Origin of the sequence: Shigella sp. FC1544 (assembly GCF_001722145.1) — a bacterium.
In the GTDB taxonomy this organism is placed as follows: Bacteria; Pseudomonadota; Gammaproteobacteria; order Enterobacterales; family Enterobacteriaceae; genus Escherichia; species Escherichia coli.
In genome coordinates, this window is record NZ_MECT01000221.1 from 1 (window position 1) to 19,484 (window position 19,484).

General features: G+C 52.2%; 14 protein-coding genes and 2 pseudogenes. 3 read left to right on the top strand and 13 right to left on the bottom strand.

The features are described from left to right. Both BGK49_RS12200 and BGK49_RS12205 read left to right on the top strand, forming a co-directional pair. Positions 1-363 (top strand): annotated as a pseudogene (locus tag BGK49_RS12200) (IS1-like element IS1X2 family transposase); the annotation flags it as partial. A gap of 17 nt (positions 364-380) precedes the next feature. Further along, positions 381-560 (top strand): annotated as a pseudogene (locus BGK49_RS12205) (IS4 family transposase); the annotation flags it as partial. A 91-nt stretch (positions 561-651) separates the two neighbouring features. On the opposite strand, the gene mukB reads toward BGK49_RS12205, so the two are convergent. The 4 genes from mukB to cmoM are packed head-to-tail and all read right to left on the bottom strand — an operon-like array spanning position 652 to position 7,901. Next, positions 652-5,112 carry a chromosome partition protein MukB gene (mukB, locus tag BGK49_RS12210; RefSeq protein ID WP_000572660.1) on the bottom strand — a complete coding sequence of 1,487 codons (4,461 nt, stop codon included), beginning with the start codon at positions 5,110-5,112 and terminating at the stop codon, positions 652-654. After that, on the bottom strand, positions 5,112-5,816 hold the full coding sequence (gene mukE, locus BGK49_RS12215; protein WP_001295347.1) for a chromosome partition protein MukE: 705 nt from the start codon (positions 5,814-5,816) through the stop codon (positions 5,112-5,114). The genes mukB and mukE overlap by 1 nt, the downstream gene beginning before the upstream one ends. Continuing rightward, a complete protein-coding gene (gene mukF / locus BGK49_RS12220) occupies positions 5,797-7,119 on the bottom strand; it encodes a chromosome partition protein MukF (protein ID WP_001288850.1) in 1,323 nt (440 codons plus the stop codon). The genes mukE and mukF overlap by 20 nt, the downstream gene beginning before the upstream one ends. Continuing rightward, positions 7,116-7,901 (bottom strand): tRNA uridine 5-oxyacetic acid(34) methyltransferase CmoM, encoded by a 786-nt coding sequence (gene cmoM, locus BGK49_RS12225; protein WP_005031299.1) that lies wholly within the window; start codon positions 7,899-7,901, stop codon positions 7,116-7,118. Before cmoM ends, mukF begins: the two co-directional genes overlap by 4 nt. 135 nt (positions 7,902-8,036) lie before the next feature. Here cmoM and elyC point away from each other — a divergent pair, with 135 nt between their 5' ends. Next, entirely contained in the window at positions 8,037-8,816 is a 780-nt protein-coding gene (gene elyC / locus BGK49_RS12230) for an envelope biogenesis factor ElyC (protein ID WP_000899574.1), read from the top strand. Here elyC and BGK49_RS12235 read toward each other — a convergent pair. The 9 genes from BGK49_RS12235 to rpsA form a co-directional block, all read right to left on the bottom strand. Beyond that, positions 8,793-9,686, bottom strand: a complete 894-nt coding sequence (locus tag BGK49_RS12235) for a YcbJ family phosphotransferase (protein ID WP_000436922.1) — start codon at positions 9,684-9,686, stop codon at positions 8,793-8,795. The two genes, elyC and BGK49_RS12235, sit on opposite strands and share 24 nt — an antisense overlap. 153 nt (positions 9,687-9,839) lie before the next feature. Further along, positions 9,840-10,586, bottom strand: a complete 747-nt coding sequence (gene kdsB / locus BGK49_RS12240) for a 3-deoxy-manno-octulosonate cytidylyltransferase (protein ID WP_000011601.1) — start codon at positions 10,584-10,586, stop codon at positions 9,840-9,842. Further along, positions 10,583-10,765 carry a protein YcaR gene (gene ycaR, locus BGK49_RS12245; protein ID WP_000350058.1) on the bottom strand — a complete coding sequence of 61 codons (183 nt, stop codon included), beginning with the start codon at positions 10,763-10,765 and terminating at the stop codon, positions 10,583-10,585. The genes kdsB and ycaR overlap by 4 nt, the downstream gene beginning before the upstream one ends. 51 nt (positions 10,766-10,816) lie before the next feature. Then, positions 10,817-12,049 (bottom strand): crosslink repair DNA glycosylase YcaQ, encoded by a 1,233-nt coding sequence (gene ycaQ, locus BGK49_RS12250; RefSeq protein ID WP_000056532.1) that lies wholly within the window; start codon positions 12,047-12,049, stop codon positions 10,817-10,819. A 36-nt stretch (positions 12,050-12,085) separates the two neighbouring features. After that, complete coding sequence (gene lpxK, locus BGK49_RS12255; RefSeq protein ID WP_000570560.1) at positions 12,086-13,072, bottom strand: tetraacyldisaccharide 4'-kinase; 987 nt, start codon at positions 13,070-13,072, stop codon at positions 12,086-12,088. Continuing rightward, positions 13,069-14,817 (bottom strand): lipid A ABC transporter ATP-binding protein/permease MsbA, encoded by a 1,749-nt coding sequence (gene msbA, locus BGK49_RS12260; protein ID WP_000551270.1) that lies wholly within the window; start codon positions 14,815-14,817, stop codon positions 13,069-13,071. Before msbA ends, lpxK begins: the two co-directional genes overlap by 4 nt. A 36-nt stretch (positions 14,818-14,853) precedes the next feature. Continuing rightward, positions 14,854-17,118, bottom strand: coding sequence for a ComEC family protein (locus BGK49_RS12265; protein ID WP_000705691.1), 2,265 nt, complete (start codon positions 17,116-17,118; stop codon positions 14,854-14,856). Positions 17,119-17,324: 206 nt separating this feature from the next. Further along, positions 17,325-17,609: an integration host factor subunit beta gene (gene ihfB, locus BGK49_RS12270; RefSeq protein ID WP_000167336.1), complete on the bottom strand. Its 285-nt coding sequence runs from the start codon at positions 17,607-17,609 to the stop codon at positions 17,325-17,327. 159 nt (positions 17,610-17,768) lie between these two features. Next, positions 17,769-19,442: a 30S ribosomal protein S1 gene (gene rpsA, locus BGK49_RS12275; RefSeq protein ID WP_000140327.1), complete on the bottom strand. Its 1,674-nt coding sequence runs from the start codon at positions 19,440-19,442 to the stop codon at positions 17,769-17,771. Positions 19,443-19,484 lie beyond the last annotated feature (42 nt).

Sequence of the window (19,484 nt, forward strand, 5' to 3'; positions counted from 1 at the left end):
GGCTACGTCGGTGCTAAATCACGTCAGCGCTGGCTGTTTTACGCGTATGACAGGATACGGAGGACGGTTGTGGCGCACGTCTTCGGTGAACGCACTCTGACCACACTGGAGCGTCTTCTGAGCCTGCTGTCGGCCTTTGAGGTCGTGGTATGGATGACGGATGGCTGGCCGCTGTATGAATCACGCCTGAAGGGAAAGCTGCACGTTATCAGCAAGCGTTACACTCAGCGCATTGAGCGACATAATCTGAATCTGAGACAACATCTGGCAAGGCTGGGACGGAAGTCACTGTCGTTCTCAAAATCGGTGGAGCTGCATGACAAGGTCATCGGGCATTATCTGAACATAAAACACTATCAGTAAGTTGGAGTCATTACCGAATGGTGATGAGAATGCTGATGACATTGCAGGGCGCTTCACCGGGACGTATACCGGAGCTGATGCGCGATCTTGCAAGTATGGGACAACTTGTGAAATTACCGACGAGAAGGGGAAGGGCCTTCAAGGAGAGGCCCTGGAAATACCCCACAGCCCCGAAAAAGAGCCAGTCAGTTGCTTAACTGACTGGCATTACGCCGTTATGTGCCATTTTTTTAGTGCAGAAACGGAGTTTTCGGAAAAAGAAAAGGCGGCATTGCTGCCGCCTTAATTTTAACTCGCCTGAGAAGGCGCTTCGTCAGTTCCTGGAAGCGTTTCAGGGAGTTGCGGCGCAAATCCTCGCAGGCCGACGACATGAACATGTTCGGTATTCTGGAAGACTTTACGCACCAGTTTATAGGTGGTGCCTTTCTCCGGGCTGATATTTTCCGGCGCTGCGATGATGAGCTGCATTTGCAAACGCTCACACAATTCAAACAGCGTGGCGATAGAACGAGCATCCAGTCGCGCTGCTTCATCGAGGAACAGCAGACGGCAAGGAGAGATATCTTTACCGCGCAGGCGGCGAGATTCATCTTCCCAGCTTTGTACCACCATCACCAGAATCGACATACCGGTACCAATCGCCTCACCGGTCGACAATGCACCAGACTCTGCGCGCAACCAACCATCGGAACCACGGTTAACCTCAACTTCCATTTCCAGATAGTTGCGGTAATCCAGCAGTTCTTCGCCAATGGTCTGCGGCGTGCGCTGCCCCATATCAATCTGCGGATTAAGACGCTGATACAATTTCGCCAACGCTTCCGAGAAGGTCAGACGGTTGCTGTTAAACAGATCCTGATGCTGCTCGTGCTGTTCAGAGAGCACATCCAGCAGCATGGCGTGCGTTTCACGCACGTTCACGTTGAGGCGCACGCTGTTCACCTGACCAAACGATACGTTCTGCAACCCCTGGTTGAGCATACGGATACGGTTCTGCTCGCGCTGAATGGTTTTGCGAATGATGTTCGCCACGCTGCGGGAACTGATCACCAGTTTCTGTTCACGGGAGGTTAATTCTTCGGTCAGACGGCTAAGTTCGATCTCCATCTGTTCGATAGCTTCCACCGGATCATCGGTACGAATAATATCCTGACGAATACGTTCACGCAGATGCTGATAAGCCGCCACGAAGAACTGAATTTTACGCTCCGGACGTTTCGGATCTTCCGACATGCGCAGCACGTCGCGCAGATGTTCGTTATCCGCCACCGCCAGACGCAGCGCACCCAATGCCTTATCCGACATAGAGCGCAAATCATCAGCGGAGAGATAAGCCAGCTCACGACGGTGTAAGCGGCGCTCAACGCCGTTATCTTTCACCATGCGCATCACCGCACACCAGCCCGCTTTGGCGGTCACTACCTGCTCGCGCATCTCAAAGTAATCCCGCTCCAGCTTGCGCAGTTTGCGGGTCAGGTTGTCCATCTCCGCTTCGCAGAAGGTAAGCGCTTTTTCCAGTTGATTGCGGCGTGAACGGTTATTGCTCAGTTGCGCATGCAGCTCGTCACGGCGAATACGCGCCCGCTCTTCTGCCCCGCTATCAGCACGCACGCCGATATCCTGCAATTCACGTTGCAGATCGTTGAGTAGCTCTTTTTTGGTGTCGTAAGAACTTTTCAGCGAAGCCAGCACCTGGTTGTACTGACTCAACTGCGCTGCGTGACCGCGCAACGCTTCGCGAGCGCGGGTACGCTCCGCTTCCGCCTGTTCCAGACGTTCACGCAGTTTTTCGTTGAGATCGCTGTTACCGCTAAGCATTTCTGCCGAGTCAGAGTAGCTAAAGTGCGCACGACGCTGCACCACTTCCGTCAGGGAAAACGCCTGCTGACGGGCATCGCGCTGCATCTGTTGAGAGTACGCGTAATCTTCTTTTAACTGTTCGAACTGTTCCGGGTCGCTCTGCAATACCGAAACGATCGGTTCCAGTTTCGCCAGTTGATTGCCAAACTGCTGAACAAAACGCGCGGCTTCCTGGGCTTCATCCAGACGTTCGCGGATTTCATCGACGCGATCCGCCAGGCTATCATCAGCCAACAGGTTGAGACGCGGCAGAATGCGGTTCAGCGCCGTAACGCCCTCTTTCGCCTGCTCAAACTGAATACGCTGCTGCTGGTTATCATTTTCATGATTACTTAACGCCCGCTCCAGTTCGACGCGACGGCTGTTCAGTTGACGGATTTCTGCTTCCGGGTCAGACTCAAACACAACCGCCAGATGACTGCCGATAAAGCGGCTGAACGCCTGATGCAGACGCTGAGTTTTCTGTACATCAAAGGAGAGCGTGGCGAAGCGTTCGGAAAGCACTTCACGCTCGGCATGGAGGCTTTCAATACGGCTTTCACGCGCAGCACGACCAAACAGCGGCACTTCCGGGAAACGTGAATAACGCCACTGACGATCGGCGATTTTCACCACTACCGCTTTTTCCAGCTCATCAACGCTGAACACGCTGTCATCGAATGACTGCGGATCTCCTTCGATCAGATAGAGATCTTCCGGGCAATCGGTCAAGCCATCCAGGTGTTCAGTTACCTGTGACAGATCTGGCACCACGATGGCGTGGCGTGACGGGCCATACAGCGCTGAGAAGTACGGCGCATCTTCCAGGCTAACGTCGTCATAAATTTCTGACAGCAGCACACCACCAAAACGCTCCGCCAGCGCGTTCAGACGCTGATCTTCAGAGCCGCCAGGCTGGCTTAAACGTTCGATCTCTTCATCGACGGCGTTTTTGCGCGCGCCCACTTCATCGCGTTCAACAATCGCCTCTCGCTCACGCTCCAGCAACTGTTGCAGATATTCGGTGACGTCCTGGCTGGAGGTAAACTCTTCGCCGCACTGTTCGCTCAACTGGTTGAGACTGTTTTGCGCTGCCAGCCAAACCGGCGCACGCTGCATCAAACTCTGAATGCGAGACTGCAGCTGTTCCTGCTCCTGGCGCAGTGCCATGCGCTCTTCACGGGCGTTAGACACGCTATCGGAAAGAGAGGCAATGCGTGCTTCCAGTTCCTGATGCAGGGCTTCCAGTTCGTCGATATCAAAATTCTTGCCCTGACGTTTGCAGAAATCTGCCAGCAGACGCTCAGCTTCTTGCTGCTCGCGTAGACGCTGTTCCAGTTCGCTTAATCGCATCCGCAGCGGCTGAACCTGCTCTGCCAGGTGACGCTGATCGACCCCTTCGCGCAATAGTTCGCGAGCGACATCCCACGCCTCGTTACGCGCCAGTGGGCCGTTGATTGCCACCACCAGCTGATAAGCCTGCTCAAACTGGCTGTGCGCGGTTTGCGCCATGCTCATTTTCTGCTCAAGAGAGAGCATTTTTTCAGTCGCTTCCAGCTCTTTCGCCTGGAAGGTTTCCAGCCATTCGGCGGCGCTGTCGGCGGTTAAGTCCGGCAGATGGCACAGTTCTTTGGCACGATTAAGCGCAGCAATCGCCTGGTTATACTGGATCGCGCGCGTTTGCTGGACGTCCAGCGCCTGCTGGTAGTCAGCAAGCTGGCTTTTCAGCTCGTCCACTTCCAGTTCGGCAGCTTCCGCGCGAGCCTCGTTCTCTTCCTGGCGTTCGATGGCTTCTGCCACCACTTCGTTTTGCTCTTCCAGACGGATCTGCAGCTCATCGAGATCCGCTTCGTAGCGTTCGATCTTCTCCTGCTGACGCAGTGCGGTTTGCACCAGGTTCAGGTGATCGCTGGCCGCCTGATAATCCGCTTCCAGATCGCCTTCGGCACCGTTGTGCTCTGCCAGCTCACGCGCCATATCGACGTGTTTGTACTGCTCAGCCGCCAGTTGCTGACGCGAAGTATGTAACTCGCGACGAAACTCCAGGGCTTTGTCGAGATGGACACGGCGCTCGTTGGCGTGACGCATGTAGTCCGCCGCCACGTAGTTGGTAGCTTCGCTGATCAGATGCTTAAACAGGTCACGGTCCGACTGGGTGACACGAATCGCTTCCAGCGTCATGCGGTTTTCACGCAGCGCCGCTTCCATGTCCTGGAACGCTTTACGCACGCCGCTGTTTTCCGGCAACAGGTAGTCGCGCAGAGAACGGGTAATGGCACTGGAGATCCCGCCATACAGCGAAGCTTCGATCAGACGATAGAATTTGCTACGGTCAGATGCGGAGCGCAGACGACGCGCGATGATGCCCAGATCGAACATCAGCGAGTGGTAATCGGTAATGGAGTTGAACTGTTTAAACTGCACGCCTTCCATCGCCTCGAGCTTGTCTTTCAGCTCGTTAAGCGGCAGCACGCGCGCCTGGCGTTCGTTCAGGGTTTCGGTCACCAGCTGTGTCGGCTGCACCGACATCGGCAGTCCCTGAATGGCAAATGGTTTGATATCCACTTTACGATCGCGTCCGGCAACCTGTTGCAGACGCACACCGACCACCACGCGCTGGTGGCGCGAGTTAATGGTGTCGAGCATCGAATAACAGACACCCGCTTTCAGCTTACCGTGCAGACCTTTATCGCGCGAACCGCTGGTGGCCCCGGCTTCCGTAGTGTTACGGAAATGCAGCAGGGTCAGGTCGGGGATCAGCGCCGTAACGAACGCCGCCATGGTGGTGGATTTACCCGCCCCGTTACCGCCAGAAAGCGTCGTGACCAGCTCGTCAAGGTCAAAAGTTCGGGCAAAAAAGCCGTTCCAGTTAATCAGCGTCAGTGAGCGAAATTTACCGCGTTCAATCATTATTCTTCCTCTCCGCTATCTGGCTGATTCTCTTCGGTTTCATCGTTGAGTTGCAGATGATTTTCAATCGGCATTGCTTCGCCATCACGAATCAGGCGACGCTGTGCTTCACGGGGATCGTCGCCAGCACGCACATCGGCTCCGAAGCGGAACACCGATTCGGTAATGCGAAACTTGCTGCTGTCGTGGCCCATAAACCACACCATGCCTAAACGACGCAGACGGTTGAGCGAAGAACGTACTTTCTCCTGCAACTTCTGACGGTCAACGTCTGAACCGGTTGAACGGTTGTTCACCAGTTTCAGCAGTTTTGCTTCATCGGCCAGGGTGAGCAGTTCGTCGTACAGTTCCTGCTGGGTGAAAATCCCCTCATTCGCCAGCCGTTCCGGGCTGAGATAGAGATAACAGAGGATTTTCCCGACCATCATATCCAGTTCCGACAAGACGGAACGCGGGATAAGAGTGGTGGAACGTGGGCGTAAATAGAAGAACCCTTCCGGTGCGCGAATAAGCTCAACGTTATAACGCGCGTAAAACTCTTCCAGATATTCCTGAAAATCCATCAGGAATGCATGATTATCCAGTTCGTCGAGGCCAATATGGCGGCCTGAACGTAAGGCGCTGTCCAGCGCCGGAAATAACGGATTCGCCAGCGCCTGCGCCAGCTTAACCGGCATCACTTGTTCAATATTTGTCGATGACATGCGCCTGTACCTTGGCTCCGTAATCATTAATCGGCTGCCATTTCGCTGGCAGTCCGGTGAAATCTGCTTGCGCTACGCCAAGACGTACCGCCTGATCAATAACAATACGCGCAACGTCAAAGTGACGTGCACGCGGATACTGTGACAGATATTCGCGTACCACCAGACCAAGATCCAGCGGCACTTGTCTGGTTTTGTACACGGCAAGTTGTTCTTCGATGATCGCCGCCAGCTGTTCGCGGATCTCGTTAAACTCTTCGTATTCCAGATCCTCAGGAAGTTCCCCAGTCACTTCTTCATCGCGCAGTGCCATCTCTTCGTCACGCATATCCAGCAGACGATCGGCATTGGCATAAGTTAGCGCCCACGGCTCATCAAAATAGGTTTGTACCGACTGACGTAACCGCTGAGCAAAGACGCGGTTTTTATCCATATCGATCGCGGTACGAATAAATTTGTGTACGTGGCGGTCGTAGCCAATCCACAAGTCGATGGATTGCTGGCCCCAACTGATAATACGATCGAGTTTGCTCTGCAGATCGAACACCAGACGATCGACGAAATGCAGATCGTCATGGGTCATCGTCGCATCCTGAATGCGCAACAGATTAGCCTGCAATTTGTCGCCTGCCGCTTCCAGCGTATCCTGCAATTCACGCAGCGTTCCGGAAGTTTCCGAAAGCAACAATTCACAGCTGGAAATTGCCGCCCGCCAGTCTTTGTTCAGCAACTGGGCGATATCGTCCTTCACCTGCTGCTGCTGTTCGTCCATCAGACGTTGCGTCAGGTCGATACTGTCGAAAATTTCTGCTACCGAGTATTTCAGTGGCGCATAGACATTACGGTGCCAGTGAAATTCATCACCGCCCTCTTCGGCGGCATCTGCTGCGCGTTTGAGCTCACCCGCCACAATCGACAACTGCATAGAAAGACGCAGCGTAGAAAACTCGCGCTGACGGATGTAGTAGTCAGTAATGCCGATGCCGAGCGGCGTCAGACGGTAAATTGCGTTCCCTTCCGCCTGCTCGCTGGTAAAGCGGTTCAGCAGACGTTGACGCACCATGTCGTTGATCGCGTTATTGGCGCGCACGCCGATGGTTTCGCTGGTTTGCTCAAACGCATCACTCACATGGCGGAATGCATCCACCAGCTCGCCTTCACTCATCTCACCATCCAGACGCTCGCCGTTCAGCGTGGCAACCGCCAGCAGAAAAGAGAGTCGGTCTACCGGCAGCGAGATGGAGAAGTCATTTTTTCTGGCCCAGGCAACCAGTTCGGGGACTGTCTGGGAAAATTCACTCATACTTTATCCTTGCTCTGCGGTTTGCGCGCGGTGACATGAATATAACGCCCCAGGGTAATATACGGTTCCTGACGGCAATAACGCGTTTCTAATTCAAGTAATGCTTCATAGCAGTCGCGCTGCTGGTGCTTCTCGCGCAGATAATCATGAAACACGCGAACGCCTGTCTTACCCATAATTTGCCAACCAGCTTCTTCCAGCCACAGATAAACCTGCGCCGGGTCGCGTGGATAATCTGGCGAAAGCGTCCGTTTTTTCTTTTTCGGCATTCCCGCCTGCACGTAATCAAAATTCCCGGCGACCATGTTATGCATCAACAAACCATGCGCATTGTAGAACATTAACGACAACACGCCGCCTGGACGCAACACTGACCACAGGGTCTGCAATACACTGCGGGGATCGGCCACCCACTCGAGCACCGCATGGAACAATATCAGATCAACGGGCGTTTCCAAATGCGAAGCAACATCCTGAGCGGCGCAATGTATAAATTGCATGTTGTCGCTCACACCTTTTGCTTCTGCCGCCTGTTTTGCGCGGTCGATCATCTGCGCAGAAAGATCGCATAAAATGACCTGATGCCCACGCTCGGCCATTTTGATTGCGGTCTGCCCTTCTCCACCGCCAGCATCCAGCACACGCAGTTTTTGCGGGCCCATTTCCGCCAGCACGCGATCGAGATCCTGCCACAGAATAGCCTGTCGAAGCTGCCCTTTGGTGGTGCCGTAAATGTTACGGGACAACTTTTCCGCAATATCATCAAAATTGCGATCCTGCATTGCTTTCTCCACCGGTTGGCTAAGACGTTTTCTGATAAAGACGCTATTTTGTCACAGCCACGGCGAGAATGAACCCGTCTGGTGTAATATCGCTGGCGATCCCTTGCTATATGGTTAAAAAAGGAACCAGAAAGGATGCTTTTTACACTGAAAAAAGTGATTGGCAATATGTTGCTGCCACTTCCGCTGATGTTGTTAATTATTGGCGCTGGCCTGGCGCTGCTGTGGTTTAGCCGTTTTCAAAAAACCGCGAAGATTTTTATTAGCATTGGGTGGCTGGCACTCTTGTTATTGAGTTTGCAACCGGTAGCCGACCGCCTGCTGCGTCCCATCGAAAGCACCTATCCGACATGGAATAATTCGCAAAAAGTGGACTATATCGTGGTGCTCGGAGGTGGTTATACCTGGAACCCGCAGTGGGCACCGAGCTCTAATTTAATCAATAACAGTCTGCCACGCCTGAATGAAGGTATTCGCTTATGGCGCGAAAATCCGGGATCAAAACTGATCTTCACGGGAGGCGTAGCAAAAACCAATACGGTGAGTACAGCGGAAGTAGGTGCCAGAGTTGCGCAATCGCTGGGCGTGCCGCGCGAGCAAATTATCACCCTGGATTTGCCAAAAGATACCGAAGAAGAAGCTGCGGCAGTGAAACAGGCGATTGGTGACGCCCCTTTCCTGCTGGTGACCTCCGCATCACATCTGCCGCGGGCGATGATCTTTTTTCAGCAGGAAGGGTTAAATCCGCTACCAGCCCCGGCGAATCAGTTGGCCATCGACTCGCCGCTTAATCCGTGGGAACGGGCAATCCCTTCTCCGGTCTGGCTGATGCATAGCGATCGTGTTGGCTATGAAACGCTTGGCCGCATCTGGCAGTGGCTGAAAGGTCCGTCAGGCGAGCCACGGCAAGAGTGATTTTGATGCCAGATCGAAGTTGCGCCGACTAAATCGTCCGGTATTAACCAGTTGCGCAACTTCATCCCATAACACATACAACCAACGCCGCCAGATGAACGACTCCGCCACTGGCGCGCGTTGCAGGTAACTCCAGAGCAAATCTTCCGCCAGAGAATTATCCATTAGTCGGAACAGTTCGTATTCTCGCGGTGCCCAAAGCATTAGTCCCGGCCCGACCATCGCCAGTAACTGATCGCTGCGCGAATCTTTCAGCATGCTGCGTAAACAGAAGTTACCGTGAATCAACACACAATTGTCGTTAAAGCCTTCAAATAATGCCGGGAGACATTCGCGAGTGCGAAACAGGATCCGCTTATCCTGCATCGTCAGACCGGTGTTATTGAACTGATTGAGCGTGGTCCATAGCACTTCAACATGTTGCCGGTACCATGAGGGCCAGAAATTTTCCTGAGTATTGTCGACCGCACCGACGCAACCGCGACTGTCCTGACGGTGCCAGGCCAGTAAGGCTTCAACGATTTGGTCTTTGAGCTGTTCCCAGCGTTCTGGTGTTCGGGCTGGTGCCTCCACCGAAACACCACGCATCCGCTCCAGTAGCAGGACATCAGGGCCGGGGTGTTCTTCATGCGTCATCACACCATAAATAGTCGGCATACGGACAGTCCCACTTCTTGCCAGCATGGTGGTTTTCCATGCCAGTTGTCGGGCTTTTCCGGGCGTACTAAAGCTTCTTGCCATTAACGGCATTGGGTTTCCCTGGCTGTCATACAAAGCCCACAACGCCGTATCCGCTTTTTCATTGACGCACTCAATACGACTGAGTTTTTCGCCCAGTAAATGGCTTAATTCGGCACGCAGCTGTTCCATTCAGATTACCCTCATAAAAGCTACTGCTTTCATAATGAGCGCCAATATAAAAGATGTCACCTGAATGAGATCAATTGTTGAAAAGAAAAATTGAGGAAAATCGTAACGGTACGACACTCCTCCCAAAATTGGCTGAAGTGTCGTGAAGTGAAATTAGCGCATTTCAGCGCGAACGCGCTCAAGATCTTCAGGGGTATCCACACCTGTGCCAGGAACTTCCTGAGCAACAGCAACATGGATTTTTTCGCCGTACCACAGAACACGAAGCTGCTCTAACATTTCGATGTGTTCTAACGGACTTGCCTGCCAGTTGACGTAACGACGGATAAAGCCTGCACGGTAGCCATAAATGCCAAGATGACGCAGGAAGTTATCGCCAACGGTTTCAAGGCCTTCTGCAAAACGATCACGATCCCAAGGAATGGTGGCGCGTGAGAAGTACAGTGCATACCCTTCAGCGTCGAGAACCACTTTCACCGCATTCGGGTTAAACGCTTCTTCCGCATTGTGGATTGGCACCGCCAGAGTCGCCATACCCACCTGACGCTGAGCGAGGTTATCAGCAACCTGACGAATGATTGTCGCAGGGATCATCGGTTCATCACCCTGCACATTAACGATCACCGTGTCGTCGCTGAATGCGCATTTTTCGACAACTTCCGCCAGACGTTCTGTTCCTGACTGATGATCGGCGCGCGTCATACATACTTCACCGCCAGCGGCTTCAACGGCGCGGGCAACATCCTCATGATCGGTTGCCACGATGATGCGCTCGGCACCTGATTCACGCGCGCGTTCAAGAACATGAACAATCATGGGTTTGCCGTTAATATCAACCAATGGTTTACCGGGCAGACGCGTGGACGCGTAGCGCGCGGGAATAATGACCACAAAACTCATGATTTACTCTCATCAGCAGTCAGCACGCGGGCTTCCGTTTCCAGCAACACTGGAATGCCATCGCGGAGCGGGAAAGCCAGGTTATCCAGTTTGCAAATAAGCTCTTGTTTTTCCTGGTTATACCAAAGTTTTCCGTTGCAAACCGGGCAGGCAATGATTTCAAGCAAACGATGATCCATAGTTCCTCCAGATGGATCGGGTTATGAATGCATAAATCTTATCATAATCATTTATGCGACGGGGTCTATTTCCCAGCCAGTGCGGCAATCAGTAAAGAGACCTTGCGGGCAGCGTCCTAATGTCACCCGCGTTGCCTGCTGCCAGCTCGCGAAATCAGTAATCACCTGACGTAACCCTTTTTGCAGCATTGTCGTTGGTTTAATGCCTTCCTGTAACCACAGAGAGATAACTTCAAGGATGCCTGTCTGGCGATGCATTTTGGCATCCATTCGCCCAACTAATTGCCCACGATGTAATAATGGCAGAACAAAATAGCCATACTGGCGTTTCGGCGCTGGGGTATAGCACTCCAGCCGGTAGCTAAAATCAAAAAGCTGCTCTGCGCGTTTGCGATCCCAGACAACAGGATCAAAAGGCGAAAGTACCGCGCTGTGCGTTGCAGTGAGCTTTCCGGCCAGCGCACGCTCGAGTAGCGGCAGCAAATCAGCATGCAGCCAAAGATTGCCCAATTTTTCAACATGCACAGCAATGATTTGCTGCTGTTCAGCCCTCGCTTCGCGCCACGCCGCCAGTGCCGGACGTTTCAGCCGATAGTAATCTGCCAGCCACTGTTCGCGGAATATTCCCAGGCTACGCGCACTGTTATCCAGCATGATGATTTCTGCTTCTGTTTGCGAAACGAGATCGCGCTCATCATCCCAGTCAGGCATGACACGGTGGGTTAAATCATAAACGCGCTGGAAGTTGCGCCGTTCAATCACCATCACCTTTCCGGCAGTAAATAAACCTTCCAGATGCCGTTTATGCGGCTTCCATTCCCACCAGCCGCTTGCACCTTTACGAGGATGCTCAAAATCGGCTGAACGTACCGGCCCCTTATCATGAATATGCTGAATTAACTGTGCAATTTCCGCCTCATGTTCCTGCATCCAGGCGTCTTTGTATTTCCAGCCCATTTTTTCAGGTGCCAGCATGCGGTGGCGAATAAGACGAAAGTCGCTACGCGGCATAAAGCAGGCTTCATGCGCCCAGTATTCCATTAATTCGCCACGCGCCAGAGACTCATCCAGCCACTGGGCAGGATAATTTCCCAGACGACTGAAAAGCACCAGATATGGACTACGGGCAACAATATTGATGGTATCGATTTGCAGCAAGGACATGCGGGAGATCGTTGCCGGAATATCCTCCAACGACGCTCGACGGCGGGGTTTGTTTAACAGGCCTTGTGCGGCAAGGTGAAGATTACGCGCATCAGCAAGGGAGAGGTGCGGCAGCGACATTCATGACTCCATCAATCGAACGCTGCCGCGGCGTAACTAGTTGCCAGAAGCCAGCGAGGTTAGTTGCGTAAGCAGTTTCGCTGGTTCATCACCTGAAAGCTGTGCGTCTACAGGCAAATACCACCAATTTTCTTCTGCAAAGGCCCGGCATTTCACCGCATCTTTTTCAGTCATTACCAGCGTTTGCCCGGCGCTTACCAACGCACTGACATCCGCATGGTTCAAAGACTGATGATCGGCCAGCGGTACACATTTTTCCGGTTGTACGCCACACATCTTCAGCGTGGCAAAAAAGCGCGGCGGATGCCCAATCCCCGCCATCGCCACTACATGTTCAAGCTGAGCAACGTCACAACGCGTACCGGTACGTAAATTCACCGCCTGACCCGGCAGCAGATGCATGGGGATTTCACCGCTGCGAGGGACACCGCCGTTGACGATTACCGCATCAACCGACTTTAAGCGCCCCGCTCGCTCACGCATTGGCCCCGCCGGCAACCACCAGCCATTGCCAAAGCGACGCACACCATCAATAACGACAATTTCCACATCACGCGCCAGACGGTAATGCTGTAAACCGTCGTCGGTTACGATGATCTGCACATCAGGGTGTTGCGCCAGAATGGCTTTTACCGCATCAGAACGAACGGGAGAAACCGCAACAGGCGCATCAGTGCGTTGATAAATCAACACAGGTTCATCACCCGCCTGTGCTGTTGTGGTATCTGCCGACAATAACAGCGGATAAGATTCAGCCTTACTACCATATCCCCGCGATACGACCCCCACGCGAATACCGCGCTGTTGCAACTGTTCCACCAGCCAGACAACGACCGGGGTTTTTCCGTTGCCGCCTGCGGTGAGATTACCAACCACGACAACCGGTACGGGGGCACGCCAGGCGCGCTTCAGTTTTAGTTTATAGCAAAGACGGATCGCGCCACTCACCAGGCCATACAACCAGGAGAGTGGCAGCAATAGCCGCCACAAAGGGGATTCACCAGACCAGATTTTTTCGATCATTGGCCAAACTGCATTTTGTGAAGTTGCGCGTAAACGCCGCGGTGCTCAAGCAAATCGTTATGCGTACCGCGTTCCACAATGACACCATCCTCGACGACCACGATTTCGTCTGCCTTTTCAATGGTAGACAAGCGGTGGGCAATCACCAGAGAGGTACGGTTTTTCTGCAACTCATCCAGTGCCGCCTGAATCGCACGTTCGGATTCGGTATCCAGAGCCGAGGTAGCTTCATCCAGAATCAGAATCGGGCTATCACGCAGCAAGGCTCGAGCGATAGCAATACGCTGACGCTGACCGCCAGAGAGCAGCACGCCGTTTTCACCAATCACTGTATCGAGACCGTTATCCATCTTATTGATGAAGTCCATGGCGTAGGCCATACGCGCCGCTTCTTCAATTTGCTCACGGCTGTACTGTTCAGTCCGTGCGTAAGCAATGTTGTTAGCAACCGTATCGTTAAACAGATGGACATTCTGCGACACCAGAGCAACCTGGTTACGTAACGACGCCAGGGTATACTCGCGCAGATCGTGACCATCCATCAGGATTTCGCCTTCATCAATATCGTAAAAACGAGTGATCAGGCTGGCGATGGTTGATTTACCTGAACCAGAGCGTCCAACCAGAGCAACCGTCTTCCCTGCCGGAATTTTCAGGTTGATGTTACGCAATGCAGGTACGTCACGTCCCGGATAAGTAAAGGTGACATTGCGGAATTCCACGTCGCCAGTCGCACGCTCGATCACGCGCTTACCTTCGTCTTTCTCCTGCTCACTGTCCAGAATGGTAAACAGCGTCTGACAAGCCGCCATACCGCGCTGGAACTGGGCGTTAACGTTGGTCAGTGATTTCAGCGGACGCATCAGTGCAATCATTGAAGAGAAAACAACGGTAATCGTACCGGCAGTCAGGCTATCCATGACACTTGGGAAGCTCGCCGCATACAGAACAAACGCCAGCGCCAAAGAGGCGATCAGCTGAATGATCGGATCAGAGATGGAAGAGGCTGAAACCATTTTCATCCCCTGAAGACGCATTCGGTTGCTGACTTTATCAAAGCGTTTCGTTTCCACTTCCTGACCACCGAAAATCAATACTTCTTTGTGGCCCTTCAGCATTTGTTCGGCGCTGGTGGTCACCTGCCCCATGGTGTTCTGCATGTTTTTACTGATGTTGCGAAAACGCTTCGATACTACGCGAATCGCAATCGAAACAATCGGTGCCAGCACAATCAAAATGATCGACAGTTGCCAACTGTAATAGAACATCATGATGAACAGGCCGATGATTGACGCACCTTCACGCACAACCGTTATCAGTGCGCCGGAAGAAGAAGAAGCAACCTGTTCGGAATCGTAGGTGATACGTGACAACAGCGTCCCCGTTGACTGTTTGTCAAAAAATGAAACCGGCATTCCCATCATGTGACCAAACAGGCGGCGACGCATGGTCATTACCACCTTTCCTGATACCCAGGAGATACAGTAGCTGGAGACATAGCTGGTGATACCACGTAAAATCATCAGCCCGATCACCACCAGCGGCATCCACACCAGCACGGAGCGATCTGTTTTACCAAAGCCATCATCAAGAAGTGGCTTAAGGAGCGATAACATGAAGGTATCGCTGGCTGCGTTGAGGATTAACGCTACGCCCGCCACGATCAGACCCGCTTTAAAAGGCGCAATGGTTGGCCACAGTCGGCGGAACGTCTGCCACGTAGAGAGATCTTTGTCGTTATGCATTCAAAAAACCAGCATTTGTTGAAATAGCCGCATATTCTACCCGTTATCCACTGGCACGCCAAACCACTGATGATACCAACGAGGTAAAATTTGCTCTCTGAGGCTGCTAATCCGCCAGCCTTGCGCTGAAAAATTGACCGTCACTTGACCCTGATGTGGAGTATCAAGCCATTGATATCCTTGCTGTTGATAGCGATGCTTAACTTTATTAGAGGGCAATCGCCATGCGTTATAGCGCGATGCCGATGCGAGTGCCACTTTTCCATTCACTCGCTGAATTAATGGCAACGATGATGAGGTATTACTGCCATGGTGAGGTACCTGAAGCAATGTTGTCTGCACTTGCTGCCAGTAACGGCTTAGCATCTTTTGTTCAGCGGGGACTTCAATATCACCGGTTAGAAGAATGCTATTCGTCCCGTCATAAACCTTAACCACACAGGAATGGTTATTTCCTTTATCGTTGCTAGCTTGTAAAGGCCAGTGCACGCTGAAACGCAATCCTTGCCATTGCCACGCTTCGCCACGCACACAGGGCTGATGATGTTCCCAGTTTAACGGACTTCTGATCCATAACATCGGCCATGTGTGCAATATTGAGTCCAGCCCTCCCCGGTGATCCAGATGTTCATGACTCAGAATAACGCCTTCCGGTTCAAGATTATGCCAGTGGAGCCAGGGGATAATCAGTTGTTGCCCACTATCCCCTTCGGGCCAGGCCAGTCCTGTGTCATAGAGAATCGCTTTGCCGTTTCTGGCTATCACCATTGCCAGCCCTTGCCCGACATCAAGCATGTACACCTGCCACTCGTTAGGTCGAGGTTTTTGCCACAGCGGCCAGCACATCAGCAAGCCTACAGCCACACACATTGCTGGCAACGTTCGCCAGGCGTTTAATCGCCATACCACCAGTAAGAACCATGGGGAAAATGATAGCCATTGCCAACGTTCAGCAATGTTGATCCACCCTTCTGGCAAACTCTTTAACCCCCAGAAAAGTAAAGCCAAAGACCGGTCGGCAAGAAACCATAACCCTTGCTCCAGGATTAACGGCCCGCTTAAATGCACAACCATCGCGGCGAGGATCAACGGAACCGTGATAAATGTCACCAAGGGAATTGCTAATAGATTTGCAATAAACGAGGTCAGACTAATGCCATGAAATATAACGATTTGCACAGGCATAAGCAGGAGTGTGATTCCCAGTTGCAAATGAATGAGGGAAACAACTGCACGCAATACCGGCGGCAGTTGCCACTCAGGACAGGGAAACCACTGGTACCAAAAAATCAGTGCCGCGACCGCAGCGGCAGAGAGCCATAAACTTTGCGAGAGAATGGCAACAGGATCCATCAGCAAAATTGCCGCCAGACAACATATCCATACATCCCAGCCACTCCACTGTCGCCCACTTAACTTAAGCATTCCCCACGTAGCAAGCGCCACCACGGTACGCAATGCAGGAGGTTGCATTCCCGTCAACCAGGCATAAAAAGCAGCACAGCAGATTCCACCAATTAATGGCATTTGCCAGTGGATCCAGCGCCCAGGCAGAAAAACTTGCCCACCGCGAATGAGTCCGGCAGCCAGCAACGCCGCAAAAGCGATGTGCAATCCCGATATCGCCATTAAATGCGCCGTTCCAGTATCACGCATGATATTTTTGATTTCTTTGGGGACGGATAACCGTTCCCCCATACCTAAACCAAGAATAACCGCATTCCACATATAGGGTTGCAGCGTTGTTTGTAGTGACGCCAGATACTGTGCACGCAGGCTACAATTCGGTTCAATGACACTTGCCTGCAGAAAGCGGCCGATGAGCGGCTGATGCTGGGCAATGGCATAACGCTGGCTATCAAAGCCGCCATCATTAAGTTGGCCATGAACTGCACGAACTTTGAGTTTCATTGACCATTGTTGTCCAGCACAAACCGCTTGCGGAAGATATTCGCCATACAGCACAAGGCCTGGCGCAGGGAATATACGTCGACCTTGTAGATGAGTAATTTGACCGTAATGAGTGGTCATGCCGTCAGTTGCAGTGATCTCAACAATTGCATCCTGCGTCGCGCCAGTTAAGGTTTCTCCTGCCCACAAAATTTGCTTTGCTGATAATATGCCCCAAACGAAAAACAGCAACGTCAGCGCGATATAACGGACGGTTTTAACAGGGATAAATGCCAGTACGCAGGCGAAGAGAGTCAGAAACGCAAGGGTTAATGTCCCAGGCAATTGGGGCAAAATCAGCAACGGAAAAATTCCGCAAATTATGCATACGCCGACTGTCGTTATTTTCATGCACCCCTCCCTGTTTATGGAAAGTGTGCAACTTTGTTGAGCGGTTGTCTGGTGGGAATTTTGCGTTCCCCGAGGCACATTCAGAAGAATTTAACGAAAGGGTGAAAACTGCTCAAAACTCTGCGAGGCAGCTTCCAGTTCCTGATTAGAGAAATGAAAAAAGCACCCGATAGGTGCTTTTCTCGCGTTCAAGTTTGAGTAAAAACTTAACCGTAAATATTGGCGCGATCGCGCAGTTCTTTACCAGGTTTAAAGTGAGGAACGTATTTTCCTTCCAGTTCTACTTTATCGCCAGTCTTCGGATTACGTCCGGTACGTGGTGCGCGGTAGTGCAAAGAGAAACTGCCGAAACCGCGGATTTCAATACGCTCGCCCTGCGCAAGAGTCGAGGCCATATGCTCCAGCATCTCTTTTACTGCATCTTCAACCGTCTTGGCGGGAATGTGCGATTGCTGGGTGGCAAGTCTTTCTATCAATTCTGACTTGGTCATGATTCCTCCGGTTCCTTAAAGGCAAATTAAGCGGCTGCTGTTGCTGCATTGATTAAGGGCGGCCGTAGCCGCCCTTAGTGCTTGATTACAGGACGAAACCTGCAATCTGTCAAGTAAACTCAACAAACTTCGGAATAAAAATCCCGAAGAGTCAGAGAATTACTCGCCTTTAGCTGCTTTGAAAGCTTCAGCCATTGCGTTGTTGGAGAAGTTTGCATCTTCCTGTTTGTTAACAGTTGCGATTGCATCTTTCTCGTCAGCTTCGTCTTTCGCACGAACAGACAGGCTGATTGCGCGGTTTTTACGATCAACGCCGGTGAATTTAGCTTCAACTTCGTCGCCAACGCTCAGAACCAGGGTAGCGTCTTCAACGCGGTCACGGGATGCTTCAGAAGCACGCAGGTAACCTTCGACGCCGTCAGCCAGTTCTACGGTTGCGCCTTTAGCGTCAACTGCAGTTACTTTACCGGTTACGATAGCGCCTTTCTTGTTCAGAGCAACCCAGTTGTTGAACGGATCTTCTGCGAGCTGTTTAACGCCCAGGGAGATACGTTCACGTTCTGCGTCAACCTGCAGAACAACTGCAGCGATTTCGTCGCCTTTTTTGTATTCACGAACTGCTTCTTCGCCTGCAACGTTCCAGGAGATATCAGACAGGTGAACCAGGCCGTCGATGCCGCCGTCCAGGCCGATGAAGATACCGAAGTCAGTGATAGACTTGATTTTACCTTCAACACGGTCGCCCTTGTTGTGGGTTTCCGCGAACTGCTGCCACGGGTTAGCTTTGCACTGTTTCAGACCCAGGGAGATACGACGACGTTCTTCGTCGATATCCAGAACCATAACTTCCACTACATCGCCAACGTTAACAACTTTGGACGGGTGGATGTTTTTGTTGGTCCAATCCATTTCGGAAACGTGTACCAGGCCTTCAACGCCTTCTTCGATTTCAACGAAGCAGCCGTAGTCGGTCAGGTTGGTCACGCGACCAGTCAGTTTGGTACCTTCCGGATAACGTTTAGCGATAGCTACCCACGGATCTTCGCCCAACTGTTTCAGGCCCAGGGATACACGGGTACGTTCGCGGTCGAACTTCAGCACTTTAACAGTGATTTCGTCGCCCACGTTGACGATTTCGCTCGGATGCTTAACGCGTTTCCAGGCCATGTCAGTGATGTGCAGCAGGCCGTCAACGCCGCCCAGATCAACGAATGCACCGTAGTCAGTGAGGTTCTTAACGATACCTTTAACTTCCATGCCTTCCTGCAGGTTTTCCAGCAGCTGATCGCGCTCTGCGCTGTTTTCGGATTCGATAACGGCACGACGAGAAACAACAACGTTGTTGCGCTTCTGATCCAGCTTGATTACTTTAAATTCAAGCTCTTTGCCTTCCAGGTGCAGAGTGTCACGCACCGGACGAACGTCTACCAGAGAACCTGGCAGGAACGCACGAATACCGTTCAGCTCAACAGTGAAGCCGCCCTTAACTTTGCCGTTGATAACACCGGTAACAGTTTCAGCATCTTCGTAAGCTTTTTCCAGCGTGATCCAGGCTTCGTGACGTTTAGCTTTCTCACGGGACAGCAGAGTTTCACCGAAGCCGTCTTCTACTGCGTCCAGAGCAACGTCAACTTCGTCACCTACCTGGATTTCCAGCTCGCCCTGGGCGTTTTTGAACTGCTCAGCCGGGATGGCGGACTCAGATTTCAGACCAGCGTCAACCAGTACTACGTCTTTGTCGATAGCAACAACAACGCCACGAACGATAGAACCCGGGCGGGTTTCGATTTCTTTTAAGGACTCTTCAAAGAGTTGAGCAAAAGATTCAGTCATGTTTAATCTTCAGGTTTATATTTAACGTCCACCTGGCTCCAT